Below are 26526 nucleotides of genomic sequence, written 5' to 3'. Positions count from 1 at the left end.
CTGATTCCTCACGTCTCGTTAACCGGAATCCGGCTCCGTTCACCGGCCGCTCCAGCGCATCCGGAACTCGACCGCATGGCTGTGGTGGCCGAGTCCCAGGAGGATGCGACGCAGGCCGTCCTCCGCGAAGGCCGATTTGATTGACCACTCGCCACCGTGGCGCTGCGTCAGCCAGTCTCGCACCTCCTGCCTGATTCCGGTCCGGTGCCCCGTGTAGGCAGGCTTTTCATACACCTTCGGGTATCGGGCGGGCGACAGGTCCTCCACGTAGCCCCACGCGTTCTTCCATGAGCCGCACAGAGTGATCACCTCCGAGAGATTCGGGTTGTAGGACTCCTCGACCGGGGCCGGTCCGGGCCGCACAGGCTCCACCTTGGCCAGCAGGGCATCCAAGCGGCGGTCGAAGGCGGTCTTGGCCAAAGCCAGGACATCGGGCTCAGCGGGCTCCTGAGGGGCCTGGGCGGGCACCGAGTCAGGGATGGGCTCCTCGACGATCTCAGCGACCGCGACGACCTTGGCCGGAGGGCTCTCCTCGGGCTCAGAGTCGCACATTTTTGCACCCTTGGGGGGGTCTAAAATATCTTTCATTTCAAGGGCTTTCCGAGGGGTGGAGGATGACGTTTTCAGCCAGTCCTTCCATTCGTCCTTGAGGATGGTGATGACGCTCGGGGCGTAGCGACGACGGCGAATCCCGAGCAGGCCGTAGTTCGCGGCTTCCCTCAGCGCAGACTGCACGGTCCGGACACAGACCCCGGCCTTCGCGGCGATTGCCCCTACGGCGAGTTGGCAGGCGGCGAACTGACGGACCTGAAGGCCGACGACGCCGAGCACAGCCACCTGGGCCGTCGAGAAGTACCGAGCGAGGTTCGCGGGAATCGAGGCGACCTTGGCCATGTAGCGGCGCTTCAGCGCGCGCGGGCGGTCGTCCGCCTTCGTGGGCTTGCGCTTGATGAGCGGAGCACCCACGGACAGGCGCCTCGTCGCTGCGCCTCTCTGGCGCTTCCGGCGGTCGTGGATTCCTTGGAGGGCTTCCTGGGCGTCTTCCTCGGAGACCTCACGCCTCGCCAACGACGCGTAAATGCGCTGGGTGAGTTCGGTCAGTTCCTTGGTCGGATTCCGGAGATCGCCGCGGATTATCTCCCACCACCCCAGCACACGCGGGTTGGCTGACTCCTGAATCAACATCCCTTCGACCCCGTCCATTGGGGCCGAGCGCACCGGACAAAGCTTCGCCTGGGGAGTTGCACCCCTTCGAAAAATCTGTGAGAACGGGGGTCTTCACCTACCCCATTCGATCAAAACCCGGTTTGCCCCTGGAACGGGCGGGCCGGGTTTTTCGTGCGCTCAGCACGAACGCGAGTCATGCCGCGTTTTTCAGACTATGGCAAGCGTGTGTTATTGGGTGATCTTTTACTTGTACAGGATATCTTGTCTAACCAAGTATAGATACTCAGATTTGACAGATTCGCGAAAAGGTGTACAAGATTTACTGCTGCTGAATATTTGAACAAAGGTTTGTCAGCGATTCGGGGAGTACGCTCGCGGCTTCACTTGGAGCCGGACCCGTGCCTATCTCAAGACAATCAATGAGCGAGTGGCGGAAAACCGTTCCCCTCAGGGATGCAAAATGCTTCATGAGCCCCCTGAATCTGAAGGGGCTGTGCATGATATTGGACCGGTATTACGCCCCGACCACGCCGTACCAGAGACTTCGAACCCGCGAAGGTCTCGTGATGGTGTACGTGTCGGAATGGATCGGGCAGTTTCAGGAGGGCCAGAGGTATCTGGCTTCGGCCTATCTCGGTGGGGTAAACCACGCGATTCGCGTCGGCACCGCGTTCGAGATCGAGCGCGGCTTCCTCCCCTACAACATGCTGAGGGAGAAGGCCGTCCCGGACGGTGAAGTCGATTCGCTGGTCGCGTGGTGCGTTGAGCGGGGCATCGCCCTGACGCCGTACGCCAACACCCTACGATTCGATTTCCCGGACGAGAACACGGAGATGGAATTCCGCATGCGCTGGGAGTGAGCGGTGCCTAAGCACGGTGCCTATGGCTTGGGTCAGCTCAGGCTAAGTCATTGATTTTAAAGGGAAAAAGGGTGCTGGTGCCGCAAGAGGGATTCGAACCCCCGACCCCCTCATTACGAATGAGGTGCTCTACCAGCTGAGCTATTGCGGCGTCACATCCGGTTCGTCGCAGCGACGCCCGATGGAATGTGCCGGGTCTTAGACGGCCGCTTTGCCCTTGGCAAGCCTCGGATGCCGTCTGATGGGCGACACCGCGTTGCGGTGCCACCGGGCTTGGGCGTAAGACCTCGCCGATGAACGAGCTTCTCACCTCCGACGCCCTGAAGCCGCAGGTTTCCGGGGGGCCTGCGCGACCGCCTCTCGTGCTCGCCTCGGCCTCTCCCCGCCGGCTGGCGTTGCTGCAACAGGTTGGTATCGAGCCGGATGCACTGCTGCCCGCCGATATCGACGAGACCCCGCGCAAATCCGAATCGCCCCGCGATCTGGCCCGCCGCCTCGCCCGGGAAAAGCTGGAGGCAGTCCAGGCTGCGGCGCGGCGTCGGGACGACCTGCGCGAGGCCTATCTCGTCTCCGCCGACACCGTCGTCGCCGTCGGCCGCCGCGTGCTGCCCAAGGCGGAGTTGCTCGACGAGGCTGCCGACTGCCTGCGGCTGCTCTCGGGGCGGGCGCACCGCGTCTACACGGCCGTCTGCATCCTGTCCCCGAAGGATCGGCGCCGCGAGCGCATGGTCGAGACCCGCGTGCGGTTCAAGCGCCTTTCGAACCGCGAGATCGAGGGCTATCTTTCCTCGGGCGAGTGGCGCGGCAAGGCCGGCGGCTACGCCATCCAGGGCTTGGCGGCTGCCTTTGCGGTGAAGCTCGTCGGCTCGCACAGCGCGGTGGTCGGCCTCCCTTTGTACGAGACGATGAGCCTGCTCGAAGGTGAGGGCTTTCCTGTGCGGGGCGCCTGGGGAGCCGCGACATGAGCCGGCCGGTGAAGAGGACGGCGGCGGACAAGCCACTGGCTCCCTGTCCGATCTGCGGCAAGCCGGCTCGGACCGAAACCAAGCCGTTCTGTTCGCCCCGCTGTGCCGATATCGACCTCGGACGCTGGCTCGGCGAGCGCTACGTCATTCCGGGTCCGGAGGAGGACGAGATGTCCTACTCACCCCATTCAGACGACGAGAATCGTTCACGCTGAGACCGAGATCCGCACCCGGCAAAAAAGCTTCGCCTTCGGTTGCCGGAAGGCTGGACAGGCCCAAAACCCTTCACTATACCCCCGCCAGCCGACGACGCGGTGCGACGCGGCGGATGCCCAGGTAGCTCAGTTGGTAGAGCATGCGACTGAAAATCGCAGTGTCGGCGGTTCGACTCCGTCCCTGGGCACCATCTTTCCGAAGAGCAGTTTGCCTCGGAAAGTCAGGATTTTCTGATCAATAGCGTTGAGCCGACCGTTCTAGGGTCCACTCGCTTTGCTCGGTGTCGCACTGGCCCTCCGACGGGGTTCATGCCCGTGCCCAATGTCTCAGATCACCTTACGCTTGGTCGGCGCGCTCGCTAAGCGGCCGACGGCGGAGTCGTCGAGGGACGATCTCCTGGCAGTCAACGAGACCTGCGGGGATTCGCGCGTTTCCGCTCCGCGCGATCCATCAGGACAGCGGCCAGTCCCCATCACCTGAAGCGTCCCGCGAGCTTGCTCGAAGCTTCGGGATCGACACGGTGCAACCGCTCCAGCGCGCGAAGCGCATCCCGTTCGACCGATTCATGGTAGGCCGCTTTCACCCGATTGACGCGTTCGATGAGAACGTCGAGCTTTTCGAGTGGCGTCAGCTCCCGAGATGCCTCGCCCGATTTTGCCAGTTCCTGAACCGAGTTTGCGGGCGGCATCGCGCCGACCTTCTCGGCGAGTTCACGGACGGCTTCGGAAATGATCCCGAGTTGCTGGCCGAAACTTCCGACCTCCTTGATGACCGCCACTTCAATCTCCGGGACCCCTTGATAGGGCCCTGCCGAGATGTCCTGACTAACGCCGCCGCTCAGCGGTGCGAAAAAGGGAAACGTGAACCATGAGTACCAAGTCGGGCTACCGGACATGACGCACCTCGATCCGCCGCAAGCTGCGCCATGGTCGGATGGTATGGGCCGATATTCAAGTTCGCTCCCATGCCTATTTGCACGGGCCTAATGCAGGATGGCGACTTTGCCAGTCTCAGCATCAAAAATGGCGTGACAAACTTGATGCGCAGGCCTGCGCGATGCGTCAGTATTGAGCAGAAACTAGGTTTCGCCCACCTACAGCTGACGCCGTCCCTCAGAAACAGCTAGACATGGAGACGATTGAACATAAATGCTGAAAGGTTGCATTGCGTAATGAAGGTATAAGCACGATTCAGCTGAAGCTACTGACACGCTTGAATCAATGCTAGGGAAACAAGAGTTAGGCTGGGCGAGTGCCTTACCACTCGAAAAACGAGTCCAGCCGCGGCATCAGGCAGATCAGTGTTCCTGCTGCGCCGATCACGCCTGCCACCATCACTATCGCCGCCACCGTCGGATCCCCGCGTCATCTCTTCGCAGCCATAACGCGGAAGGAGCTTGGGAAGTTTCACCGCCTTGGAATGGCACGCGAGGGGCGTTCACAGGGCCGTCACCACTTCAGGAAGCGGTCGGCGCTCGGCCGTGCCGCGACGGTGATAGCGATCGCACCAACGGCACCGATCATCATGATGGCGGCAGCGAGAATCATAACGGTTGCTCCACGACGTGGATTCAGAGACGTCCTAGGAATCAACGAGTGGGGACGATGGCGCGTGCCGTGCGGCAGATTGACTTGCCCGAAAAGGGTTTGGGCCGGAACCGGGCTTGAACGGAGGCCTCAGCTATCCCGGCCGATTCCCAGCCCCCGCAGGAGGTCGCCGATCGGATCGATCCGCGCGGCTTGCTGCGGCTGGGTCGCAGCCGTCTCCGCGATGGAAGCCGGCAATGCAGCGGAATTCTCGGCAATCGGAGCCGGCCGTACGCGCGTCGCGATCTTTGCAGCACGGTGACGCCGCACGGCTTGCACCCGCTGCGTCGTGTCGGCGCCAGCGAGGTCGTCGGCCGCCAGGAGCGCGACCGTCTCTGGTGACAGCAGAGTGAAGGACGCGGGCTTCGGCGCCGGCACGCCGCCGCTTTCGTCCATGCTCGGCTTCGCCGCACCGGGCACCGCAGCCATACCGGCGCTGTATCGCGGCGGATCGGCCCAGGTGGAACCATCGGCCGCCTCCGCGCTGCTGACGACCACGCTTGCAGCGCGCGACGGCGCCGAATTCTGCGTTCTCACGAGAGGAGAGGTCGCAAGAAGACCAAACACCATAACGGCGGTGGTCGCGAAGACGGATCTATAGTGTTCCATGCTTGCGAAACGTACTGCCAAGGTTCTGGTTCCCCGGCTCGAATCTGTCATCGCACGATTCGAATCATTCACCTCCCGCGCGACCCGGAGCCCGGAGAGACCCCGGCAGGACGCTCCGAACCGCTCCCGCCAACCCGATCGTTCGGCCAGGGGTTCGATCCGGCGACCGGCTCCTGCAGCTCGGCCTGCATGCGCTTGACGCCCCCTCCGCCCGCCATGCTAGAGACCGCGCTCGACACAAATGGGTCCAGGGTCCGTTTGTCATCAACCACTTAAGCAACGCTCCGAAAGCATTCGGCCCGGAGCCCACCTGTCCAGGCGTCGTCGCGCTTTCGCGTCGGTCCTTCGGATGGCAGCCCCTCTCGCCCCGGTGACTGTTTGAGGACCCTCCTCGATCTCCTGCGGGTGATGCGGCGACACGACCGAAGGCGGCTCCTGCTGCTGGGACTCGGGCTCGGGCTCGCGGCCCTGCTCGAAGTGGTCGGCGTCGCCTCGGTGCTCCCCTTCCTCACGCTGGTCGGCGATCCCGATGCGGCCGCGCGAATTCCGTATCTCGGCAACCTCCGCGATGCCTTCGGCCTCGCCGATGACCGCACCTTCCTGCTCGCGACAGGGTTTGCCGCGCTCGCCGCGATCCTGCTGACCAGCGCGGTAAATGCCGCCTTCGCCTATGCGCAACTCCTGTTCGCCCACCTTGTCGGCTATGGGTTTGCCCAGCGCCTGCTCGCCCGCTACGTCGATCGCGAGCGCCTGTTCTTCGCTCATGCCAACAGCGCTGAACTCGCCAAGAACGTGCTGAGCGAGACCGACCGCCTCGTCGTCGGCGTGCTCACCCCAGCTATGGTGATCGCCTCGCGCGGCGCCTCGGCCCTCGCGGTGGTGATCTTCCTGATCGCCTACCAGCCCCGGCTCGCGCTGATCCTCGGCGGCGGCTTCGGCGGGCTCTACGTCGCGATCTACATCGTGATGCGGGCGCGCCTTTCCCGGCTCGGCGCCCGGGCGGTGGCGGGCAACGAAGGCCGCTACCGTGTGGTGCAGGAGACCTTCGGCGCGCTGACCGAACTCAAGCTCTACGGCCGGGCCGAGACGTTCACGAGCAGCTTCGATGCGCCGGCGCGCTCCTACGCCCACGCCCTCGCCTCGAGTCTGGTCACCGGGCAGTTGCCGCGCTTCGTCATCGAATCGCTCGCCTTCGGCGGCGTGATCGCCGTGGTGCTGTTCGCGCTGACGCAAGGGATCGACACCGCCGGCATGCTGCCGCTGCTCGGCCTGTTCGCCTTCGCCGGCTACCGCATGCTGCCGGCCTTCCAGAACATCTTCACCGCCGTCTCGCAGTTGCGCTTCCACCTGCCCGGCGTGCGCCTGATCGTCGATGCGTTGGCAGGCGAGCGGGAGCGCACGCTTCGCACCGCCGAGCGCTTGCCCTTCGCGCAGGCGATCCGTCTGGAGGATGTCGCGTTCGACTACGAAACCGGTCGTCCGACCTTGCGCGGCATCGACCTGACGATCGCCGCCCACACCACGGTCGGCCTCGTCGGGCGCACCGGGTCGGGCAAGTCGACGCTGGTGGGCCTGATCCTCGGCATTCTCACGCCGACGCGGGGGCGCATTCTGATCGACGGCCGTCCACTTGATCCCGACAGCCTGCCGGCCTGGCAGAACCGGATCGGTTACGTGCCGCAGGACGTGTTCCTGATCGATGGCAGCATCACGCAGAACATCGCTCTCGGCATCCCGCCGGACAGTCTCGACCGGGCAGCCGTCGAGCGCGCCGCGCGGCTGGCGGGTGCGCATGATTTCATCGCGGCCCTTTCCGCGGGCTACGAGACCGGCGTGGGCGAGCGCGGTGCCCGGCTCAGCGGCGGCCAGCGCCAGCGCATCGGCATCGCCCGCGCGCTGTACCACGACCCCGATGTCATCGTGTTCGACGAGGCGACCAGTGCGCTGGACGGCGAGACCGAGGCCGCGGTGATGGAGGCGCTCGGCGCGCTGGGCGGCACGCGCACGATCATCATGATTGCCCACCGCCTGACTTCGCTGCGCCGGGCCGACACGGTCCATGTCGTCGAGGAGGGACGGATCGTCGCCTCGGGGCCGCCCTCGCAGGTGATCGCGGAGCCGGCCGCTTCGCCGCCCCCTGCGAACGCCGTCGTGGCACCGGCCCGGTAGCGGTTCCGCCCCGGCCCGGCTATCGCTTCGAAGCGAAGCAGAAGCGTGCGGGGGGCAGGAGCGATGGACGGAACGGTCGAGATCCGTGCGGATGACGGCAGCACGGCGCGGATCGCGCTGAACGGCGCCGAGCCGGTCTCGTGGCAGGTCGATGTCCGCGAATATCTCTGGAGCGGCGATCCGGAGCACTGGAACCGGCATGCGCCCTGGCTCTTCCCCGTCGTCGGCGCCTCGTCCGGCGGCAGCGTGCAGGTGGGCGGCCAGCGCTACCCGATGGCCCAGCATGGTTTTGCCCGCGATCTGCCTTTCGCGGTCGTCAGCCAAAGCGAGGACGCGGTTTCCCTGCGCCTGACCGACAGCGCGGCGACGCGGACGCACTACCCCTTCCCGTTCCAGTTGACGATCGCCGCTCGAATCGCAGCAAAGACCCTCGCCTTCGATATCCGGGTCGAGAATCCGGGTGAAGGCGCCCTGCCCTACGCCCTCGGTTTCCACCCCGCCTTTCCCTGGCCTTTCGCCGGAGGTGAGCGGCGCGCCGATGGCGGCTACGCGGTTCTGTTCGAGGAGGCGGAGCGGCCCTTCGTCCCGGAGGTCGGCGCGGGCGGGCTTCTGGTGCGCAGCGAGCGGGAGCTGACCCTCGACGGCGCACGCCTCGACCTCGATCCCATCCTCTTCAGCGAGGCTCTGGTCTTCCTCAACGCGCGGAGCCGGGCGATGCGCTTCGTGTCGCCGAGCGGCCGAGCCATCGCCATGCGGATGGAAGACTTCCCCCATCTTGCGGTCTGGACCAAGCCGACGGCGCCGTTCCTGTCGCTCGAAGCCTGGACCGGACATGCCGACTGGGCCGATTTCGATGGCGCCTTGGAGAACCGTGATTCGCAGCGCCTTCTGGCGCCGGGCGCGACCGCCCGGCACGGGATAGCGCTGGCGATCGAAGGTTGAGCCTGGAAGGGTGAGCCTGGCTCGGCTCAGTCGACGGCGATGATGACGTCGGAGCTCTTGATCACGGCATAGGCTTCGCCGCCGACCTTCAGACCCAGCGAATCGACCGATTCGTTGGTGATGGCCGAAGTGATGATCTGACCGCTGGCGGTCTCGATCTTCACATGGGCCGTGGTCGAGCCCTTCTCGACCGAAACGACCTTGCCCTTGAGGACGTTGCGCGCACTGAGCTTCATCGAAGGGTGTCTCCGCTGTTGAGGTGCCCCTCCCTGCCCCAGCGTCCGCAGACCGGCAAGCGGACGCCGCCCGCTTTCCCCTCACGCTTCGGGGAAGTCGTCCTCGCCGGGGTCAGCCTCTTCGGAGACGCGTCGGCGGCAGCCCCATTCAGCGAGCCGCACGTTCATCTCTTCGAGAACGAAGTGGCGGGCACTCTCGCGGTCGTAGCCCTCGTTGAGGAGGTCGTCGTACTCGGTGAAGCTGTGCCGGGTGAGCGCGGTCAGGGCGAGCCATGCCGCGGTTTCCGGCACCGCGCCGCGCAGGCCAGGGCTGCGCAACGCCCGGTTCAGCACCGCTTCCGCCTCGAAATCCGGAAGGCGCGGCGCAAGACGGGCCAACGCCTCGGCCAGAACCGCCCGGCGGTCCGTGGGCGGCGCTGCATTTCTCGGACGGTCCGGGCTCCCTGCCCTTTTCATGCGACGGCCTCGCGTCGATCCAAGATACAAAAATGGGCGGAGCCTTGCGGCTCCGCCCTTTGCACCATCGGAGATGAAACGCCTTAGCGCTTCGAGAACTGGAAGCTGCGGCGAGCCTTCTTGCGGCCGTACTTCTTGCGCTCGACGACGCGCGGATCGCGGGTCAGGAAGCCTTCGCGCTTGAGCGAGGAGCGCAGCTCCGGCTCGTAGTAGGTCAGCGCCTTGGACAGGCCATGGCGCACGGCGCCGGCCTGACCAGAGAGACCACCACCCTTCACCGTGACGGTGATGTCGTACTGATCGACGCGGGACACGATCTCCAGCGGCTGGCGCAGGATCATGCGCAGCACCGGACGGGCGAAGTAGGTCTCGACCGGGCGGCCGTTGACGACCACGGTGCCGTTGCCGGGCTTGATCCAGACGCGGGCGACCGCGTCCTTACGCTTGCCGGTCGCGTAGGCGCGGCCCTGGGCGTCCAGCTTCTGAACGTGGACGGGCGCCTCGTTCTCGGGGTTGCTCGTCTGGGTGTTCGCCCGATTGAGGTCGGCGAGGGACTGAAGGGTCGCCATGATCAAGCGCTCACGTTCTTACGGTTGAGGGAGCCGACGTCGAGCGCCTGCGGCTGCTGGGCCTCGTGGGGATGCGCGGCACCCTTGTAGACGCGCAGGTGGCCGAGGATCTGGCGGAAGAGCGGGCCGCGCGGCAGCATGCGCTCAACGGCCTTCTCGACCACGCGCTCGGGGAACCGGCCCTCGAGGATGAACTTGGCCGAGCGCTCCTTGATGCCGCCCGGGTAGCCCGTGTGGTGGTAGTAGACCTTCTGGTCGTACTTGCGGCCGGTGAACTTCACCTTGTCCGCGTTGATGACGATGACGTGGTCGCCGCAATCGACGTGGGGCGTGTAGGCGGGCTTGTGCTTGCCGCGCAGACGCATCGCCACGATCGAAGCGAGACGGCCCACGACGAGGCCCTCGGCGTCGATCACGACCCACTTCTTGTCGACGTCGGCGGGCTTCAGCGAAGTGGTCTTCATGGCCGATTCCCGTGCCGGTGACGTTGGAAACAAGGCGCCGCCGCGTCGGGTGAAGACGCAGCGGCGTACGGCCGGGTCACTAGGGGGATTCTGCGTCTTCGTCAAGGCGGACGGCGAACGCCTCGGAGAGAAAAACGCAATCCGTGGAAGGCTTTTGCGATTACGGTATTTAGATACCGCATATGATGTGTCGGCTCGGCGTTCGTTGCTCGGGGGGATTGCCACGAGCGCGAACGAAAAAGCCCGCCGCGGACGGAGCCGGGCGGGCGGAGTTTGGAGATTCGTCCAGGCTTGCCTGGAACATAAGATTGACGAGCGATAATGCCGTTTAATCCGTCTGATACGAAAAAAACTTCACATCACCCTCGGCCGACCGGATTCACCGGGTGCGCCGCCGAGTGTAAGGCGTTTCGTTCAGGCCGCGCCGGCATGCGGAGCCGGCTCCTCCGTCGAGATCGCATCGACCGTGCGCTCCATCGGCTCCAGGGCCCCATCGGCGCGATCGATGCGGATCTCCATACCGGTCGGCTGCATGTCGCCGTAGGGCGTCGAAAAGGCGATTTCGGCGGCATCCCGTCCGATGCCGATGCGTACGAGCCCGTCGAGATGGGCTTGGCGCGTCGCGTCGAACAGCCACCAGCGCCCATCGAGATAGGCCTCGAACACGGCGTGGAAGTCCCCCGGCACGAGGCCATAGGCGTAGCAGCTCACGAACCGGGCCGGGATGCCGAGGCCGCGGCAGAAGGCGGCACCGAGATGGGCGAAGTCGCGGCACACGCCGGCGCGCATCAGCAGGCTTTCGTCGGCCGTCGTCTCGCCGTCGCTCGCGCCGCGTCGATAGTCGATGTTGTCGTGGATCCAGTTGCAGATCGCATTGACCCGCTGATGGCCCTTCGGAAGGTCGCCGAACTCGGCCTGGGCGAAGGCAGCGAGCCGGTCCGACGAGACGAAGCGGCTCGGAAGCAGGAAGGGAAGGATGTCGAGGGGGAGTTCAGAGACGGGCGTCTCGGAGATCGTCGCCGGGTCGGCCCGAACGACGGTCAGGTCCACCTCGGCATTGTATTCGAGCGAGAACGGGCCCGGCTGCACGTTCACCCCGAGATAACGGTTCTTGAGGTCCGGCGTGACGTAGACGCGCCGCGCCAGATCCGGCGCCAAGGTCAGGCTTTCGCGGGCGATCTCGAGGCTTTGCAGCTTCGCGACCTCGACGTTGAAAATGAAAGTGGTGGGCGCCTTGACGTCGTAGGCAAGACTGCAACCGAGCTTGAATCGCACGGGGACGGCTCCGGGTTTTGTGGGAAAGCGCCCCGATCGCGCGAGACGTTTTGCCGCAAACGCGCGGAGATCCGTTCGGCTCCGCTTTCAGGCTGCTTGTTTTTTGCGCTGCAGCAGAAGCACGGTCAGCGAGCGCACGCCTTGCGCCCCGTGAATCAGCACGCCCTCGATGTCGGCGGTGGCGGACGGGCCGGTATGAAGCACGGCGTAGGCCGCCTGTCCGAAATCCGGACGCTTGTAGGCGGCCTGGACGTTCACGAGGATGTCGGCGGGGTCGAGCAGCACGATCAGGTGCTGAGCGAGATAGGCGACCGCGTTCACGATCAGGTCGTCTTGCGTGAACAGCACCGAGCCGGTCTCTGCGACGCCGAAGCGCGCGCGCACCACCGCCACGTCGACATCGTTGACCTCGGTCGGCCTGGCGACGGCGGCGAGGTCACGGTTCCCCGAGAATTCGGGCACGGCGGAAGCGATCACCGCCGCCCCGTCCAGGCGCGACCGCACCGGGGCGAAGGGATCGGACGGGCTGCCCGCACGCTCGACGCGCCCGCCCATCTTGCCCAGACGCTCGGTAAATTCCGCGACGAGATCGTCACCCACCAGGGGCGGGAACGTCGGCACTTCCGGCAGCGGAAAGTCGCCGGCCGGGCGGTTGGCGCGCAAGCGAGCGAGGATCGTCTCGCGGGCGCTCACGCGTCCTGCCCCTTCTTCATCCGGTTCTGGCGGTACCACGCGTGGAAGCTCTGGCGCGGGGCGTGCGGCATCTCACGCTTCTTCCCCCAGGTGTTGGCGGGGTTGTAGACGGCAAAGCGCGGCAGGACGCGCAGGGCCGAGTCGGCGGTCTGGATCGCGGCGCGGTAGGCGGCCGGACGGCTCAGCACGGCGCCGGCCGCCTTCATCATGCCCTGCTTCAGGAGCGGGATCTGGTGCTCCTCGGCAAGCACCTTGCGCCAGGCAAAAATCTGCTCGTGGATGTTGATCTTCACCGGGCAGACGTTGGTGCAGGAGCCGTTCATGGTCGAGGAGAACGGCAGGGTCGAGTATTTCCGCTTGTTGAAGGTCGGGTCGATGATGAGCCCGATCGGCCCGGAATAGGTCGCGCCATAGGAAAGGCCGCCCGACCGCCGGTAGACCGGGCAGGTGTTCATGCAGGCGCCGCAGCGGATGCATTTGAGGGAGGTCCAGAACTCCTCCATCCCCAGCCGCTCGGAGCGGCCGTTATCGACCAGCACCATGTGCATCTCGGTGCCCGGCCGCGGCCCGCGAAAATGCGAGGTGTACTGGGTAATCGGCGAGCCGAGCGCCGAACGCGAGAGCAGGCGGATGAACACGCCGAGATGCTCGACGCGGGGAATCAGCTTCTCGATGCCGATCGAGTGGATCTGCAGCGGCGGCACGTTGCCGGAGAGGTCGGCATTGCCCTCGTTGGTGCAGGTGACCACCGTTCCGGTTTCGGCGATGGCGAAGTTGCAGCCGGTGAGGCCGGCATCGGCCTTGAGGATCAGCGGACGGGTCGTCTCGCGCTGGCTCTCGGCGAGGTAGTGGGCGTCGTCGTTGTCGGGGTCGGTGCCGAGCGTCCGGGCGAACACCTCTGCGACGTCGAGGCGGGTCTTGTGGACCGCCGGCATCACCACGTGGCTCGGCTCCTCGTCGTCGAGCTGCTGGATGCGCTCGCCCAGATCGGTCTCGATCACATCGATCTCGTGGGCTGCCATGAAGTGGCGGAAGCCACACTCCTCGGTCAGCATCGACTTCGATTTGACCAGCGACTTGGCGCCGTGTTTCCGCAGGATGTCGAGGACGATGCGGTTGTGGTCCGCCCCATCCTCGGCCCAGTGGACATGGACGCCATTGGCCTGTGCGGCCGCCTCGAACTGTTCGAGATACCGGTCGAGATGGGTGAGCGTGTGCGTCTTGATCTGCGAGGCAATCTCGCGAAGCTCCTCCCATTCCGGGATGCCGTGGGCGGCGACATCACGCTTGCGGCGCACGTCCCAGAGGCGCTCGTCATGGGCCTTCTGATGCATCGGCGCGGCGAGGAAGCGCTCGGCGGCCTCCGCCTGGTCGATCGGCCGGTTGCCGCGCACTTTGGCGCCGCGGGGCTGCGGCTCGCGCGGCGCGTCGGCACGGATCGGCTTCGAGGCCGCTTCGGCGTGCTGGAGTCGTTCGCCGCCGGGGCCGCGCTCGCTCTCGTCGGAGGGCGCGCGCACCTCGGGGTGGAGCACGCCCTCGGTCTGGCGCGGGGTCAGGTCGTCGGCGCTCATGCGGCGGCTCCGTTCAGCACCTGGGCGATGTGAATGTATTTGAGGCCGACGCCGAGACGCTCGGCGCAGCCCTTCTGATGCATCAGGCAGGAGGAATCGGCCGAGACTACGTACTGGGCACCCGCGCGGGCCTGATCGGTCACCTTGTCGTAGCCCATCTTGGCCGAGACTGCGGGCTCGAACACAGAGAAGGTGCCGCCGAAACCGCAGCACTCGTCGGGCCGGGTCAGATCGACGATCTCCACCCCCTTCACTTTCTTGAGAAGGTTGAGCGGCTTGGAGAAGAACGGCAGGTTCAGTTCGGTCGGACGGGCATGGCCGATGCCGCGCAGCGCGTTGCAGTTCGAGTGGTAGGCGACCTTGTGCGGGAACGCCGCCCAGGGAAGATCCTCGATCTTGAGCACGTCGTGCAGGAATTCGACGAGTTCGAAGGTTTTAGCCCGCACATGCTTGACCTCGTCGGTCTGCGGGATGGCGGTGAGGTGCTCGCGCACCTGATGCACGCAGGAACCGGACGGGGCGACCACGTAGTCGAACCCGGAAAAATTCTTGACGAACAGCGCCTCGGTCGCGGCGGCCTCCTGATGGCAGCCGGTATTGGTCATCGGCTGGCCGCAGCAGGTCTGATCGTAGGGGTATTCGACGGTGAGGCCGAAGCGCTCCAGCAGTTCCAGCGTGGCGATGCCGACCTCGGGCTCGAAGGCATCGACGTAGCAGGGGACGAACAGTCCGATCCGCATGGCGCTCTTCTGATCGTGATTTCAGACGGCTGCCCCGCCTCACCACCTTGGAACGGTTTCAAGCGGACACGGGCTGCATACGCCTCCGATCCCCGGTTTCCAAGCGTGCCGCCTGATCCCGGTCAGTTGGTCACGGGGATGGTCCGTCCGGCGGCGCGGATACGCTCCAGCACGCTCGCGTAGTTTTCCGGCGTCAGGATTCCGACGAGCTTGTCGCGGATTCGGCCGTCGGGACCGATGATGAAGGTTTCCGGTACGCCGTAAACGCCGAGGTCGATTCCCGCCCGGCCGCTCGTGTCGGCGCCGACCGCGGCGAACGGCACCCCGTTGCGCTCCAACCACCGCCGTCCGGCGTCGCCGGGATCCTTGTAGTCGATGCCGACGAGGCGGATGCCGGGCTCCTGCGCGAGCCGCATCAGCATCGGATGCTCGATCTGGCAGGGGGCGCACCACGAGGCGAAGATGTTGAGGACGGTCACCTGCCCCCTGAGGTCCGCACTCGACAAACCGGGCACCGGCCGGCCGGCGGCCTGGAGGCCCGGCACCGGCTCCAGTGCGAAAGCGGGGACCGGCTTCCCGATCAGCGCCGAGGGCAGCGCCGCAGGATCGGCGCCGGAGCGCAGCCGGACCAGGAAGGTGACGGCCAGGACGGCGAAGACGAGCACCGGCAGCAGCGCGAGGAGCGAGCGGCGGGGGCGCTCCCCCGTGCCGGGCGGGGTCGCTTGCGGAGCCTGCGCGCTCACGAGCGACCTCCCCGCTCGTCCTGCAACTCGGCGAGCGCGCGGCGCTGCGCCCGCCCGTCCCACCAGCCGTTGAGGGCCAAGGCACCGAGCACCAGGGCTGCGAAGCCGTAGGAGCCGATGATGAAGGGGGCGTAAGGTCCGAATTCCATGGCGGGTCTCAGAGTGATCGTCCCATCGATCGTCTTGAAGTGCCTCACAAAACTCCCGGTCTCTGACCGTTCTCGTTCCGGCGATGACAGCGCAGCGGGAGTTTTGTGGGAGACACCTAGATCGCTTGGCCCACGGGAAGGGTCGTCGCGGCGCGGGTCATCGGTGCGGCGTCCTGCACGCCGGCATCGAGACGCTCCGCCTGCCGGATCAGCAGCGTGCGCACCCGGCGGCGGTAGATCTCGGTGCGCATCGCCTGAAGATGCAGCGTGACGCCCAGCAGGGTCATCGCCAGCACCATTTCGAGCAGCGGGTAGAGCATCGAGGAATCGATGGACGAGCCGCCCATGCGCAGGATCGACGCCGGCTGGTGCAGCGTCGACCACCAGTTCACCGAGAATTTGATGATCGGCAGGTTCACCGCGCCGACCAGCGTCAGGATCGAGACCGCGCGCGCCGCCCGGCTCGGATCCTCGATGGTCCGCCACAGGGCGATGATGCCGCAATAGATCAGGAACAGCACCAGCATCGAGGTGAGCCGCGCGTCCCAGACCCAGTAGGTCCCCCACATCGGCTTGCCCCAGAGCGAGCCGGTGACGAGGCAGATCAAGGTGAAGGCCGCACCGATCGGCGCGGCGGCGCGTTGCGACACGTCGGCGAGCGGGTGGCGCCAGACCATCGTGCCGATCGCCGAGAGCGTCATCGCCCCATAGAATCCCATGCCGAGAATCGCGGAAGGGACGTGGATGTACATGATCCGTACGGTGTCGCCCTGCTGGTAGTCGGGCGGCACGACGAAGAAAGTCAGGTACAGCCCGGCGGCGGCGAGCAGGGCCGACACCGCGGCAAGCCAGGGCAAGGCCGCACCCGACCAGCGCAGGAAGTGGCCGGGATGGGCGAGGCGGTTCCAGAGAGCGGTCCACATGGAAGCCTCCATACCGCCGAGTGCGCTGCAGCAGCAATGCGCGCGAACGTCCCGTCCGGCGCCTGCTCTTTGTGCTGGCAGCCTGCGAAACATTTGTGCAGCGCGATACCGGAACGCATTACAATCCTAAGAATTGACGTTTAATTCCGTTCAATCTCTATTTTCCGGGATTGAAAATCGAAGTCACGAGCTGTCGCATGCTGATCAAGGCTGGTTACGACATCACCTTCGAGACTGATGCTGCGACGCCGATGTCGTTGCTCCTCAGCCTCCACCCCTCCCGCCAGGGTGATCTGCGCAGCCCGGAAGCGATCGTCTTCGATCCGCCGATTTCGCAGCGGCAGACGCTCGACTCCTTCGGCAACGTCTGCACGCGCATCGTCGCGCCGCCCGGCCGCCTCTCGATCTCGGCGGATCTGCTGGTCGCCGATTCGGGTCTGCCCGACACGGTCGCGCCGGAGGCCGCGCAGATTCCGGTGGAAGCCCTACCCGACGAGGTGATGCTCTATCTGATGGCGAGCCGCTACTGCGACACCGATAAGCTGGCCGGGATTGCGTGGCCGCTCTTCGGCCAGACGCCGGAGGGTTGGGCGCGGGTTCAGGCCATCGTCGATTACGTGCACGAGCGCATCCGCTTCGATTACATGCAGGCGGATGCCACCCGCTCGGCCTTCGACGGCTACAATCAGCAGGTCGGCGTCTGCCGCGATTTCGCGCATCTCGCCATCGCGTTCTGCCGCTGCATGAACATTCCGGCACGCTACTGCACGGGCTATCTCGGCGATATCGGCGTGCCGCCCGTGCCCGATCCGATGGACTTTTCGGCGTGGTTCGAGGTCTATCTCGGCGGGCACTGGTACACTTTCGACGCCCGCCACAACACGCCGCGGATCGGCCGCATCGTCATGGCCAGAGGCCGCGACGCAACGGATTGCGCGATTTCCACGAGCTTCGGTGCGGCGCGGCTGGTGACGTTCGCGGTTCACACCGATGCGGTGGCGGACGGGACGAAAGCCGACCTGATGCGGGCCGCGTAACCTCACGCCATCACGTGATCGGCCACCGCCTCGGCCAGTGAGAGCGACGCGGTAAGTCCGGGACTCTCGATCCCGAAGAGTTGCACCAAGCCGGGCCATCCGTGTTCGCCCGGGCCGTCGATGCGAAAATCCGCCGCCGGCTCGCCGGGACCGCTGAGTTTCGGCCGGATTCCCGCATAATCCGGCATCAGGCGCCCATCCGGCAAGCCGGGCCAGTAGCGCCGGATCGCCGCCTCGAAGCATTCGGCGCGCCCCGGATCGACCGCGTAGTCGGGGGCGTCCACCCACTCGACATCGGGGCCGAACCGCATGCGTCCGGCGAGGTCCAGGGTCAGGTGGATGCCGAGGCCTCCCTCGACCGGGGCTGGGTAGATCAGCCGCGTGAAGGCCGGCCGCCCGCTGCATCCGAAATAACTGCCTTTGGCCAGAACCTGCCGGGGGACGCCGTCCGCCGCCCCCCCCTCGATCCGGCGGGCGAGGGACTGTGCGCCGAGGCCTGCGGCATTGATCAAACAATCGACCTGCAACACGTCCGGCGCCTCGCCGCCGAAGCGGACCTCCCAGCGCCCATCCCGGCGCCCGGCCGCTTCGATGGGAGTGTTCAACGCCAGCACGCCACCGGCATCTTCGACATCGCCGAGGAGCGCCAACATCAGGGCGTGGCTGTCGACGATGCCGGTCGCGGGGGAATGGAGCGCAGCGACGCAGGACAAGGCGGGTTCCAGAGCCACAGCCTCGGCGCGTTCGAGCCAGGTCAGGCCCTCGACCCCGTTCTCGGCCCCGCGGCACAGGATCGCTTCGAGTGCCGGACGCTCCGCCGCCTCCGTCGCCACGATCAGCTTGCCGCACAGCCGGTAGGGCACGCCGTGGCTCTCGCAGAAATCGACGAGGCGGCGGCGCCCCTCGACGCAGTGGCGGGCGCGCAGCGAACCGGGGGGATAATACATCCCGCCGTGGATCACCTCCGAACTGCGGGCGGACACGCCGGTGCCGATCGCCTCGGCTGCCTCGGCCACGATCACCGAGGCGCCGCGCCGCGCGAGGGCACGCGCGATCGCAAGCCCCACCACCCCCGCCCCGACGACGAGTGCCTCCATGCCTACGGCCTGCCTCGCGAACGTTCGGGTGGCCGCACCGCGACGAGGATTCGGCGGCTCCCGGAAAAACAGGCCTTACGGCCAAGAGGCGGACGAGCTTGCTCGTCTCAGTTCTTGCTGTCGAGCGGGCGTCCGAGGAGGCGGGCGAACTCGGCCTCGATCTCCTCCACCGAAAATGGATTCTGCGTTTGAGCGGCGGGCTCCGGCGTCTCCGGCTTGGACGGCTCGGGTTTGGGGGACGCCGGTTTTGGCGGCTCGGCCTTGAAAGGTTCGGACTTCACCGCGTCCGGCTTGGGCGAGGCCACGAACGGCGGGGGTGCGACGGGCTTGACGGGGGCCGCAGGCTTCGGCTCGGGCCGGGGCGGCGGTGCCACCACCGGGGCGGGAGCTGGCTCCGGCTGAACCGGTGCCCCCTGTGGCGGCGGCGCGGCGGGAACGGGCGGAGCCGATTCAGCCGCCATCGCCGCAGCGATCGGGTCGGGCGGCGCGGGCGCCGGCTCAACCGGTTTCGGTGAAGGAGGGGTCACCTCGGCAGGGCCCGCAGGCGGGGGCGTGACCGCGGACGAGGGACGCTTCAGCGCCACCTGAAGCTGGCGGGCCATGTCAGAGAGAACGGCAGGATCGACCGATCGCGGCCCACGACTCGCCATGACCGGTGGCTCCGGCACAGGTTCCTGCACCGGCTCGGCCGACGCGGATTCCGGCCGCGCGGGGCGCTCGGACGCGACCTCCGGGCGGGGGGAGACCACCGGCGGCGCCGTGCGCCGCATCAGTCGGCTGACCGGCGAGACCGGCCTCGCCGGAGCGTCGGCCGGCACGACCTCGGGCTCGAACAGGCCGGGATCGAGGGGCGGCGCCCGGTCGATGCTGGGTTGGGCGCCGGACACCGCCGAGGGCACCACCTCCGGCATGGCGAAGGTCGGCGGCATCGGAGAGTCGAGGAAGGGATCGGTGCGCGGCTCCAGCGCCGGATCGTTCATGCCCGCCTCGCCGCCGGGCCGGGCGCTCCCGTCCGGCGCGTAACGGGTGCCCGCACCGCGCTGGATGTGACGCTCGATCACCACATCGTTGGGGCCACCGACCAGCAGCAGGTGCTCCACGTTGTCCCGCCGCAGCAGGATGAGTTGGCGCTGCCGGTCGAGTTCGTAGATGTCGACGATGCCGAGCCGCGGCTGGCGTCCGCGCTGGCTCGCGTTCGCGGACAGCGCGAGCCCCCGCCCGGACAGCCGCATGAACAGCAGCGCGGCGATCAGGAACAGCACCAGGATGACGAGGAAGATCACCAGGAACTGCAAGGCGTAGGAGCCCTCGGAACTGAAGAACGCTTGCAAGACCCGCGTCTTTCTAAGTCGGGGCTCCGACGCCGCCGCGCGACGTCCGGCGGTGACCGAAGCCGGCGGAGACGCGATCTCGGCCCCACGCATGACACCGGGTGATTATCGCCGCCGCTTCACGCCCCGGCAACGTATGTTGACACTCCGTTAACAACTCGGTGCAGGCGGCAGCGGCCATTCCAACATCCGCGGCGACGTGCGGCCTCGCGGACACCCGGCAGGTTTTGCCCGGTTAACGGCTCCTTAACCATGTGAGCGGCAGATTCTGCCGAGTTCGGACCTGTGGCTTTCCGAAATCCATCGCCGGCCGCGCCGACCCCGAGGCACCATGTCGCTCACCGACCTGCCCCTGCTCGGCATGCTGCGCACCCGGATGCACTGGCATCAGGCCCGCCAGGCCCTGCTCGCCGAGAACGTCGCCAACGCCGACATGCCGGGTTTTCGCCCCCGCGATCTCGCCGAGCCGTCCGCGGCCTCGGTGAAACTCGCGACGCCGGTCGGCGCCTCGGTCGGCGGAGACGGGCTGGCCCGCACCGATTCCACGCATATCGGGATGACGGCGAGCGCCGGTCCGAACGCCGACCCGCGCCGCTTCAAGGGCTTCGAGGTCCGCCCGTCCGGCAACGGGGTGAACCTGGAGGAGGAGATGATGAAGGCCGGCGACAACCAATCCGATTACCAGCTCGTCGCCTCGCTCTACCAGAAGAGCCTCGACGCCCTGAAAATCGCCGTCGGCAAGCGCTGACATCGCTCGCTGACATCGCTGAACGGGGGACCGTCATGGATTTCTTGAAGAGCCTCGGCATCGCCGCCTCCGGCCTGAAAGCGCAGTCCGGCCGGATGCGCATCATCGCCGAGAACATCGCCAACGCCGATTCGACCGCCCAGACCGCGGGCGGCGATCCCTACCGGCGCAAGATCCCGACCTTCACCAGCCGCTTCGACAACGAGCTGAATGCCAGCGTCGTCGAGGCCGGTCGGGTGCGGCGCGACCCCACGCCGTTCCGCACCAAGCACGATCCCGGCAACCCGGCTGCGGACGCGCGCGGCGAGGTGCGCCTGCCCAACGTCAACGGGCTGATCGAGAACATGGACATGCGCGAGGCCCAGCGCTCCTACGAGGCCAACCTCAACATGGTGACCGCCACCCGGCGGATGATCTCCCGCACCCTCGAGATCCTGAAGGCGTAGCCCCGATGACGACGTCCGCCTTCGCCGCCGGCGCCTACGGCGCGGCCCAGAGCCTCGCCCGCCCCGGCGCCGTCAAACCCGTCCAAGGCATGGCCCAGGGCCTGACCGCGCCGGGCGGCTTCACCGGCTTCCTGCAGCAGAGCCTCGACAACGTCGCGCAATCCGGTGCGCAGGCCGACCGCGCCGCCCTCTCGGCGGCCACCGGCAAGGCCAACGTGGTGGACGTGGTGACGGCGGTGGCCGAGAGCGAAACCGCTCTCCAGACCCTGGTCGCCGTGCGCGACCGCGTGATCTCCGCCTACGAAGAGATCATGCGGATGCCGATCTAGTTTTTCTGGCCCCTCGGCCCGCAGGCGGGACGAGGGGAGGCCGGCGATGCCCCGCAGAGCAGACGAAAAGTCCAAAGCCCCATGACCGGCCTCGCCATCCTCGACATCGCCCGCGACGGCATCTTCGTGTTCTTGAAGGTGGCGGGGCCGATGATGATCGTCGCCCTCGTCGTCGGCCTGATCGTGTCGCTGTTCCAGGCGCTGACGCAGATCCAGGAGCAGACGCTCATCTACGTGCCGAAGATCGTCGCGGTGTTCGGGGTGATGCTCCTGATGCTGCCCTTCATCGGCGATGCCATGGCCGCCTACATGGCCCGGATCGCCGCCCGGATCGCCGCGGGCGGATGATGGGGCGGCAGCGCCGGCCGGGCCAAGCGTGTAGGATGAGCGCGCATGACCACGCCGCTCGACCTGCTGCTGCCCGGCCTCGCGGCGGCCTTCCTCATCACGTTCGCCCGGGTCGGCACGCTGATGATGCTGATGCCGGGATTGGGCGAGCAGCTCATCGCGAGCCGCCTGCGGCTCGCCCTCGCTTTGCTGGTGACGCTGGTGCTGTTTCCGACCGTGCGCCCGATGCTGCCGACCGGCAATGCGGCCTTGGCCGCGCCAACCCTGATCGGATTGCTGATCGGCGAGATCCTGATCGGACTGATGCTGGGCCTCTGCGTACGCATGATCGTCGCCGCGCTCCAGACGGCGGGCGTGGTGATCTCGCAGCAGCTCGGCCTGTCCTACGCCATGACCGTCGATCCGACGATGGGCGGACAGCAGGCGGCGATCGGCAACTTCCTGGCGATGCTCGGCGTCACGCTCATCCTGGCGACCGATCTGCACCACGTCGCCCTCGAAGCGATCGGGCGCAGCTACCTCCTGCTGCCGCCGAGCGGCGTGCCGGCGATGGCGGATGCGGCCAAGCTCGGGCTCGACGCGTTCAGCCGCGGCTTCGCCCTGGCGGTGCGGATCTCCGGACCGTTCATCGTGTTCGGCATCCTGTTCAATCTCGGGCTCGGCGTGCTCTCCCGGCTGATGCCGCAATTGCAGGTGTTCTTCCTCGCGGTCCCCGCCTCGGTCATCATCGGCATGATGCTGCTGGTCGGGGCCCTCGGCCTCATCATGGGGCTGTTCCTCGACGATCTCGGCCGCTATCTCGGCGCGTTCCTCGGGCGCTGATCCGGAACAGGGGAGCCTGAGCCGGTGTCCGACGAGACCGACGACGAGGACAAGACCGAAGACCCGACGCCACGGCGCATCGAGCAGGCGATCGAGCGCGGCGACGTCCCCAACTCCCCTGAGATCAACACCTTCTTCATCCTGGCGGCCTTCACCCTCGCCCTGATGCTCTCGGCGCGCCCTGTGGCCGAGGGGCTGACCCGCGACATGCGCGGCTTCCTCGAACATGCCGGCGGCCTGCCTTCGGATGCGGGCACCTATCTCGGCGTGGCGCTGCGCGTGGCTTGGGTCTGCACCAAGGCGCTCGCCGTGCCGCTGGGAATCGCGATGCTCGCGGCCATCGCCGCCGGCCTGATCCAGCATCGGCCGATCTTCACCGCCGAGAGCCTGATGCCGAAATTCGCGCGCATCTCGCCGATGGCCGGCGCCAAGCGCCTGCTCGGCATGGATGCCTGGGTGAATTTCGGCAAAGGGCTCGCCAAGATCATCGTCGTAGGCACCATCGCCGGGACGATCCTGTGGAGCGAGCACGACCGGGCGGAATCCTTCGCCCAGCTCGATCCGGGTGTGGCGCTCCAGGGCACTCTGACGCTCGCCCTCAAGATGATGGGCGGCATGCTCGCGGTCTACGCGGTCATCGCGCTCGGAGACGCGCTCTACCAGCGGAACCGCTGGCACAAGCGCCTGCGCATGACGAAGGAGGAGATGAAGCAGGAGCACAAGGAAAGCGAGGGCAGCCCCGAGGTGAAGGCCCGGATCCGGCAACTCCGCCAGGCCCGCGTGAAGAAGCGGATGATGGCCGCCGTGCCCACCGCCACCGTGGTAGTGACGAACCCGACCCACTTCGCCGTGGCCCTGCGCTACGAGGCCGGGATGGCGGCACCGATCTGCGTCGCCAAGGGCGTCGACTCGCTGGCGCTGCGCATCCGCGCCGTCGCCGCCGACCACGACGTGCCGGTGATGGAGAACCCGCCGCTCGCCCGCGCCCTCCACGCCACCGTCGAGGTCGATGCCGAGATTCCCGCCGAGCACTATCGCGCAGTTGCGGAGGTCATCGGTTTCGTGCTTCGCCTTCGCCGAGCCGCCTGAGGCTCGATCCGCTTCCGCATGGGACGGCGAAGTCGTTCAGGCGCCACGGTTTATGCACCATTGTCCGGCAATGCTCGGGCAGAAGGTGCGGCATTTGACGACCCACAGGGCTCGAAGCAGCCATGTGCCGTCCGTGTGCGAGGGATGGGTAGGGCCTGATGGCTGAGGTCAGCGGACCAGCGGTGCCGGCGTCCGGTTCGATCGATCGTTCGGAGCGTCCCGGCCGGGTCGGCCTGCTGCTGATGCTGGCGGGCCTGCTCGTCGGCGCGGCGGTGGGATTGTCCTTCGTCGCCAACGAGCAGGCGCAGCCGCTCATCCTCGCCCTGCTGGCGCTGCTCGCGATGGCGGGCGTGTTCTTCCTGTTCGCCCTGGCGATCGGCGCGCTTCAGCTCGCCGGCCCGGCTTCGCGCGACGACATCACCCGCGCCATCGTCGACGCGGCCCCCGAGGGCAAGCTCGTCGTCGAGGATAACGGACGGATGATCTACGCCAACGAGGCCTATATGCGCCTTGCCGGCGGCGACAGCTTTTCGAATCTCCGCTCCATCGAGCGCATCTTCGTCGGCGCGCCGGAAGTCTCGGAAGCGGTCTACCGGCTCGCGCAGGCATCCCGCGACGATCGCGCCTATGCCGAAGAGATCCGGATGTCGCCGCCGCCGGGCGGCGCGGCGGACCGCGACTTCGCGTGGTACCGCATCGCGGTTCGGCCGATCCAGCGCCACCGCGGCTCTGCCGCGCTCTGGACGGTGAGCGACATCACCCACGAGCGCGAGCGCCAGGAGAACGTCTTCCAGGAACTCCAGCACGCGATCGACTATCTCGACCACGCACCCGCGGGTTTCCTATCGATCGATGCGGCCGGCTCGATCGTCTACATGAACGCGACGCTCGCCTCCTGGCTCGGCTACGACCTCGCCACCGTCGGCTCCGGCGGGCTGAAACTCCTCGAAATCGCACCCGGCGCCGACATGCTCACCGCCTCGCCGGGCCTGCCCGGCGAGGTGCGCACCGACCGCTACGATATCGACCTGCGCCGCCGCAACGGCCAGCCGCTGCCGACGCGGCTCTACCATCGCGTCGCCTACGGGCAGGACGGGGCGCCCGGCCCCTCGCGCACCTTCGTGCTCAACCGCTCCGCCGGATCGGATGCCGACGAGCCGCAGCGCGCGGCCGAGGTGCGGCTCGCCCGCTTCCTCAACAACAGCCCGATCGCCATCGCCACCCTCGACCGGGACGGCCGGGTGATCCGCGCCAACACCTCGTTCGTGCGCCTGTTCGCCGGCATGCCGCGCCAGCCTTCGGCGGAGGGTGGCCGCGACGCGCCCGATCCGATGATGCGCGACGCGGTGCTGGAGCGCGACCGTGGCGTCATCGAGGGCGCGCTCGCCCGCGCCGCCAACGGCTTCGGCGGCCTCGATCCGATCGAGGTCGGCCTGTCCGGGCCGGGTGATCGCTCGGCCCGCGTCTGGATGAGCCCGGCGGATTCCGACGGGACGCCGAGCCCCGATGCCGAGGCCCGGGCCGGCAGCGACGGCGACCGTGAACGGGTGATTCTCTACGCCCTCGACACGACGGCCCAGCGCCAGCTCGAACAGCAGGTCGCCCAGACCCAGAAGATGGACACGGTGGGCCAGCTCGCCGGCGGCATCGCCCACGACTTCAACAACGTCCTCCAGGCGATCATCGGCTACTCGGACCTCCTGCTCGCGAGCCACCGGCCGACCGACCACGCCTTCCAAGACATCATGCAGATCAAGCAGAACGCGAACCGGGCCGCATCCCTGGTGCGCCAATTGCTGGCCTTCTCCCGCCGCCAAACCCTGCGGCCGGAGGTGATGGATGTCGGCGAGGCACTCTCCGACCTGACCCTCCTGTTGAAGCGGCTGCTCGGCGAGCGGGTGCAGCTCGATTTCCGCCACGGCCGCGAGATCTGGCCGATCAAGGCCGACGTGAACCAGTTCGAGCAGGTGATCGTGAACCTCGCGGTCAACGCCCGCGACGCGATGCCGGGCGGCGGCAGCCTGACGATCCGCACCGCCAACTGCCCGGTCGATGGCGAGCGGCCGGTCGGCATCCCGGCGGGCGATCACGTCATGATCGAGGTGACCGATACCGGCGAGGGCATCCCGCCGGAGGTGCGCCAGAAGATCTTCGAGCCGTTCTTCACGACCAAGGAGATCGGCAAGGGCACCGGGCTCGGGCTTTCGACGGTGTTCGGCATCGTCAACCAGTCCGGCGGGGCGATCGACGTGCAGTCGACGGTGGGCGAAGGCACCACCTTCCGCATCTACCTGCCGCGCCACGAGCCCGGCATCGAGGCCCTGCCCGAGCCGCTGCCGCCGCCGCGATCGGCCTCCGGATCGACGAAAGTTAGCGCTTCCGAGCCGAACTCCGGGACCGGTGACGATGCCGAGGCGGGATTGGCCGAATCGAGCACGGAGTCCGGCTCTCCCGCTGCCCGTCCCCCGGAGCCGCCGCCGAAGCCCGCGGCGGACCATACCGGCCAGGGCACCGTCCTGCTCGTCGAGGACGAGGATCCGGTCCGCGCGGTCAATTCGCGGGCGTTGTCCGCCCGCGGCTACACCGTGCTGGAGGCAGCCTCCGGCATCGAGGCGCTGCGTCTGATCGAGGAGCATGCCGACGGTATCGACGTGGTGGTCTCCGACGTCGTGATGCCGGAGATGGACGGGCCCACCCTGCTGCGCGAGCTGCGTAAGCACATGCCCGACCTCAAGGTGATCTTCGTCTCCGGCTACGCGGAAGACGCCTTCCGCAAGAACCTTCCCGAGGGCGAGGCCTTCAACTTCCTGCCCAAGCCCTTCAGCCTCAAGCAGCTCGTCGAGACGGTGAAGCAGACGATGGCGAGTTGAACGCACCTGAGGGGAGCGTACGACATCCGATCAAACCCTTCGGGATATCGGATGTCGGCATCCATCAAGCGACATG

Annotated in this window: 29 protein-coding genes and 2 tRNA genes; 14 read left to right on the top strand and 17 right to left on the bottom strand. The window is 67.1% G+C overall.

Features of this window, described 5'->3' with window-relative positions; translation table 11 throughout:
* Positions 1 to 39: 39 nt before the first annotated feature.
* Positions 40 to 1203: a hypothetical protein gene (locus E4V01_RS25730; RefSeq protein ID WP_210234750.1), complete on the bottom strand. Its 1164-nt coding sequence runs from the start codon at positions 1201 to 1203 to the stop codon at positions 40 to 42.
* A gap of 431 nt (positions 1204 to 1634) precedes the next feature.
* Between E4V01_RS25730 and E4V01_RS15600 the strand changes: the two genes are divergently transcribed.
* The gene (locus E4V01_RS15600; protein WP_135298953.1) at positions 1635 to 2027 is read left to right on the top strand and encodes a hypothetical protein; all 393 of its coding nucleotides are present in this window, start codon (positions 1635 to 1637) and stop codon (positions 2025 to 2027) included.
* Between the two features lie 75 nt (positions 2028 to 2102).
* On the opposite strand, the gene E4V01_RS15595 is transcribed toward E4V01_RS15600, so the two are convergent.
* Positions 2103 to 2178 (bottom strand) — tRNA-Thr (locus E4V01_RS15595).
* Positions 2179 to 2320: 142 nt separating this feature from the next.
* On the opposite strand from E4V01_RS15595, the gene E4V01_RS15590 reads away from it, so the two are divergent.
* The 3 genes from E4V01_RS15590 (at position 2321) to E4V01_RS15580 (ending at position 3398) form a co-directional block, all read left to right on the top strand.
* Positions 2321 to 2992: a Maf-like protein gene (locus E4V01_RS15590; protein ID WP_135298952.1), complete on the top strand. Its 672-nt coding sequence runs from the start codon at positions 2321 to 2323 to the stop codon at positions 2990 to 2992.
* A complete protein-coding gene (gene yacG, locus E4V01_RS15585; RefSeq protein ID WP_060770063.1) occupies positions 2989 to 3207 on the top strand; it encodes a DNA gyrase inhibitor YacG in 219 nt (72 codons plus the stop codon). Before E4V01_RS15590 ends, yacG begins: the two co-directional genes overlap by 4 nt.
* Before the next feature lie 115 nt (positions 3208 to 3322).
* Positions 3323 to 3398, top strand: a tRNA-Phe gene (locus E4V01_RS15580).
* A gap of 282 nt (positions 3399 to 3680) precedes the next feature.
* On the opposite strand, the gene E4V01_RS15575 is transcribed toward E4V01_RS15580, so the two are convergent.
* On the bottom strand, positions 3681 to 4103 hold the full coding sequence (locus tag E4V01_RS15575; protein ID WP_193763208.1) for a hypothetical protein: 423 nt from the start codon (positions 4101 to 4103) through the stop codon (positions 3681 to 3683).
* 781 nt (positions 4104 to 4884) lie between these two features.
* Positions 4885 to 5424 (bottom strand): hypothetical protein, encoded by a 540-nt coding sequence (locus E4V01_RS15570; protein ID WP_245517576.1) that lies wholly within the window; start codon positions 5422 to 5424, stop codon positions 4885 to 4887.
* A 357-nt stretch (positions 5425 to 5781) separates the two neighbouring features.
* Between E4V01_RS15570 and E4V01_RS15565 the strand changes: the two genes are divergently transcribed.
* Together E4V01_RS15565 and E4V01_RS15560 are read left to right on the top strand one after the other, a co-directional pair.
* Positions 5782 to 7572, top strand: a complete 1791-nt coding sequence (locus tag E4V01_RS15565; protein ID WP_135298951.1) for an ABC transporter ATP-binding protein — start codon at positions 5782 to 5784, stop codon at positions 7570 to 7572.
* A 63-nt stretch (positions 7573 to 7635) separates the two neighbouring features.
* Positions 7636 to 8514 (top strand): aldose 1-epimerase family protein, encoded by an 879-nt coding sequence (locus E4V01_RS15560; RefSeq protein ID WP_135298950.1) that lies wholly within the window; start codon positions 7636 to 7638, stop codon positions 8512 to 8514.
* Positions 8515 to 8540: 26 nt separating this feature from the next.
* On the opposite strand, the gene E4V01_RS15555 is transcribed toward E4V01_RS15560, so the two are convergent.
* The 11 genes from E4V01_RS15555 to E4V01_RS15505 form a co-directional block, all read right to left on the bottom strand.
* A complete protein-coding gene (locus E4V01_RS15555) occupies positions 8541 to 8750 on the bottom strand; it encodes a molybdopterin-binding protein (protein ID WP_135298949.1) in 210 nt (69 codons plus the stop codon).
* 81 nt (positions 8751 to 8831) lie between these two features.
* Complete coding sequence (locus E4V01_RS15550) at positions 8832 to 9206, bottom strand: DUF2293 domain-containing protein (RefSeq protein WP_135298948.1); 375 nt, start codon at positions 9204 to 9206, stop codon at positions 8832 to 8834.
* A gap of 83 nt (positions 9207 to 9289) precedes the next feature.
* The gene (gene rpsI, locus E4V01_RS15545; RefSeq protein ID WP_004446858.1) at positions 9290 to 9775 is read right to left on the bottom strand and encodes a 30S ribosomal protein S9; all 486 of its coding nucleotides are present in this window, start codon (positions 9773 to 9775) and stop codon (positions 9290 to 9292) included.
* Between the two features lie 2 nt (positions 9776 to 9777).
* Positions 9778 to 10239 carry a 50S ribosomal protein L13 gene (rplM, locus tag E4V01_RS15540; RefSeq protein ID WP_004446860.1) on the bottom strand — a complete coding sequence of 154 codons (462 nt, stop codon included), beginning with the start codon at positions 10237 to 10239 and terminating at the stop codon, positions 9778 to 9780.
* A 414-nt stretch (positions 10240 to 10653) separates the two neighbouring features.
* Positions 10654 to 11514, bottom strand: a complete 861-nt coding sequence (locus tag E4V01_RS15535) for a transglutaminase family protein (protein WP_060770056.1) — start codon at positions 11512 to 11514, stop codon at positions 10654 to 10656.
* An 87-nt stretch (positions 11515 to 11601) separates the two neighbouring features.
* Complete coding sequence (locus tag E4V01_RS15530; RefSeq protein ID WP_135298947.1) at positions 11602 to 12207, bottom strand: LUD domain-containing protein; 606 nt, start codon at positions 12205 to 12207, stop codon at positions 11602 to 11604.
* Entirely contained in the window at positions 12204 to 13778 is a 1575-nt protein-coding gene (locus E4V01_RS15525; protein ID WP_135298946.1) for a lactate utilization protein B, read from the bottom strand. The genes E4V01_RS15530 and E4V01_RS15525 overlap by 4 nt, the downstream gene beginning before the upstream one ends.
* Positions 13775 to 14518, bottom strand: a complete 744-nt coding sequence (locus tag E4V01_RS15520; protein WP_135298945.1) for a (Fe-S)-binding protein — start codon at positions 14516 to 14518, stop codon at positions 13775 to 13777. Before E4V01_RS15520 ends, E4V01_RS15525 begins: the two co-directional genes overlap by 4 nt.
* A 122-nt stretch (positions 14519 to 14640) precedes the next feature.
* On the bottom strand, positions 14641 to 15261 hold the full coding sequence (locus tag E4V01_RS15515; RefSeq protein ID WP_135298944.1) for a DsbE family thiol:disulfide interchange protein: 621 nt from the start codon (positions 15259 to 15261) through the stop codon (positions 14641 to 14643).
* Positions 15258 to 15410, bottom strand: coding sequence for a heme exporter protein CcmD (ccmD, locus tag E4V01_RS15510; RefSeq protein WP_060770051.1), 153 nt, complete (start codon positions 15408 to 15410; stop codon positions 15258 to 15260). The genes E4V01_RS15515 and ccmD overlap by 4 nt, the downstream gene beginning before the upstream one ends.
* Before the next feature lie 116 nt (positions 15411 to 15526).
* A complete protein-coding gene (locus E4V01_RS15505; RefSeq protein WP_135298943.1) occupies positions 15527 to 16333 on the bottom strand; it encodes a heme ABC transporter permease in 807 nt (268 codons plus the stop codon).
* Positions 16334 to 16530: 197 nt separating this feature from the next.
* Between E4V01_RS15505 and E4V01_RS15500 the strand changes: the two genes are divergently transcribed.
* Entirely contained in the window at positions 16531 to 17370 is an 840-nt protein-coding gene (locus tag E4V01_RS15500) for a transglutaminase family protein (protein WP_135298942.1), read from the top strand.
* Between the two features lie 2 nt (positions 17371 to 17372).
* Here the strand turns inward: E4V01_RS15500 and E4V01_RS15495 are convergent, their stop codons facing one another.
* Together E4V01_RS15495 and E4V01_RS15490 are read right to left on the bottom strand one after the other, a co-directional pair.
* Positions 17373 to 18467: an NAD(P)/FAD-dependent oxidoreductase gene (locus E4V01_RS15495; RefSeq protein WP_135298941.1), complete on the bottom strand. Its 1095-nt coding sequence runs from the start codon at positions 18465 to 18467 to the stop codon at positions 17373 to 17375.
* A gap of 107 nt (positions 18468 to 18574) precedes the next feature.
* Positions 18575 to 19798: a hypothetical protein gene (locus E4V01_RS15490; protein ID WP_135298940.1), complete on the bottom strand. Its 1224-nt coding sequence runs from the start codon at positions 19796 to 19798 to the stop codon at positions 18575 to 18577.
* A 331-nt stretch (positions 19799 to 20129) separates the two neighbouring features.
* Between E4V01_RS15490 and flgB the strand changes: the two genes are divergently transcribed.
* From flgB to cckA, 7 genes are all read left to right on the top strand, one after another.
* Positions 20130 to 20546 (top strand): flagellar basal body rod protein FlgB, encoded by a 417-nt coding sequence (gene flgB / locus E4V01_RS15485; RefSeq protein WP_060770046.1) that lies wholly within the window; start codon positions 20130 to 20132, stop codon positions 20544 to 20546.
* Positions 20547 to 20581: 35 nt separating this feature from the next.
* On the top strand, positions 20582 to 20992 hold the full coding sequence (gene flgC, locus E4V01_RS15480) for a flagellar basal body rod protein FlgC (protein ID WP_003603420.1): 411 nt from the start codon (positions 20582 to 20584) through the stop codon (positions 20990 to 20992).
* A gap of 5 nt (positions 20993 to 20997) precedes the next feature.
* Positions 20998 to 21321 carry a flagellar hook-basal body complex protein FliE gene (gene fliE / locus E4V01_RS15475; RefSeq protein WP_003603419.1) on the top strand — a complete coding sequence of 108 codons (324 nt, stop codon included), beginning with the start codon at positions 20998 to 21000 and terminating at the stop codon, positions 21319 to 21321.
* 81 nt (positions 21322 to 21402) lie between these two features.
* A complete protein-coding gene (gene fliQ / locus E4V01_RS15470; protein ID WP_003603418.1) occupies positions 21403 to 21669 on the top strand; it encodes a flagellar biosynthesis protein FliQ in 267 nt (88 codons plus the stop codon).
* A gap of 45 nt (positions 21670 to 21714) precedes the next feature.
* Positions 21715 to 22491, top strand: coding sequence for a flagellar biosynthetic protein FliR (gene fliR / locus E4V01_RS15465; RefSeq protein ID WP_060770044.1), 777 nt, complete (start codon positions 21715 to 21717; stop codon positions 22489 to 22491).
* 24 nt (positions 22492 to 22515) lie between these two features.
* Positions 22516 to 23580 carry a flagellar biosynthesis protein FlhB gene (gene flhB / locus E4V01_RS15460; protein ID WP_135298939.1) on the top strand — a complete coding sequence of 355 codons (1065 nt, stop codon included), beginning with the start codon at positions 22516 to 22518 and terminating at the stop codon, positions 23578 to 23580.
* Between the two features lie 158 nt (positions 23581 to 23738).
* The gene (cckA, locus tag E4V01_RS15455; protein WP_135298938.1) at positions 23739 to 26450 is read left to right on the top strand and encodes a cell cycle histidine kinase CckA; all 2712 of its coding nucleotides are present in this window, start codon (positions 23739 to 23741) and stop codon (positions 26448 to 26450) included.
* Positions 26451 to 26526: the final 76 nt, after the last annotated feature.

It is taken from the genome of Methylorubrum sp. Q1 (assembly GCF_004683995.1).
In the GTDB taxonomy this organism is placed as follows: domain Bacteria; phylum Pseudomonadota; class Alphaproteobacteria; order Rhizobiales; family Beijerinckiaceae; genus Methylobacterium.
The sequence above is the reverse complement of the archived record's forward strand: the minus strand, read 5'-3'. Positions and strand labels throughout refer to the sequence as shown.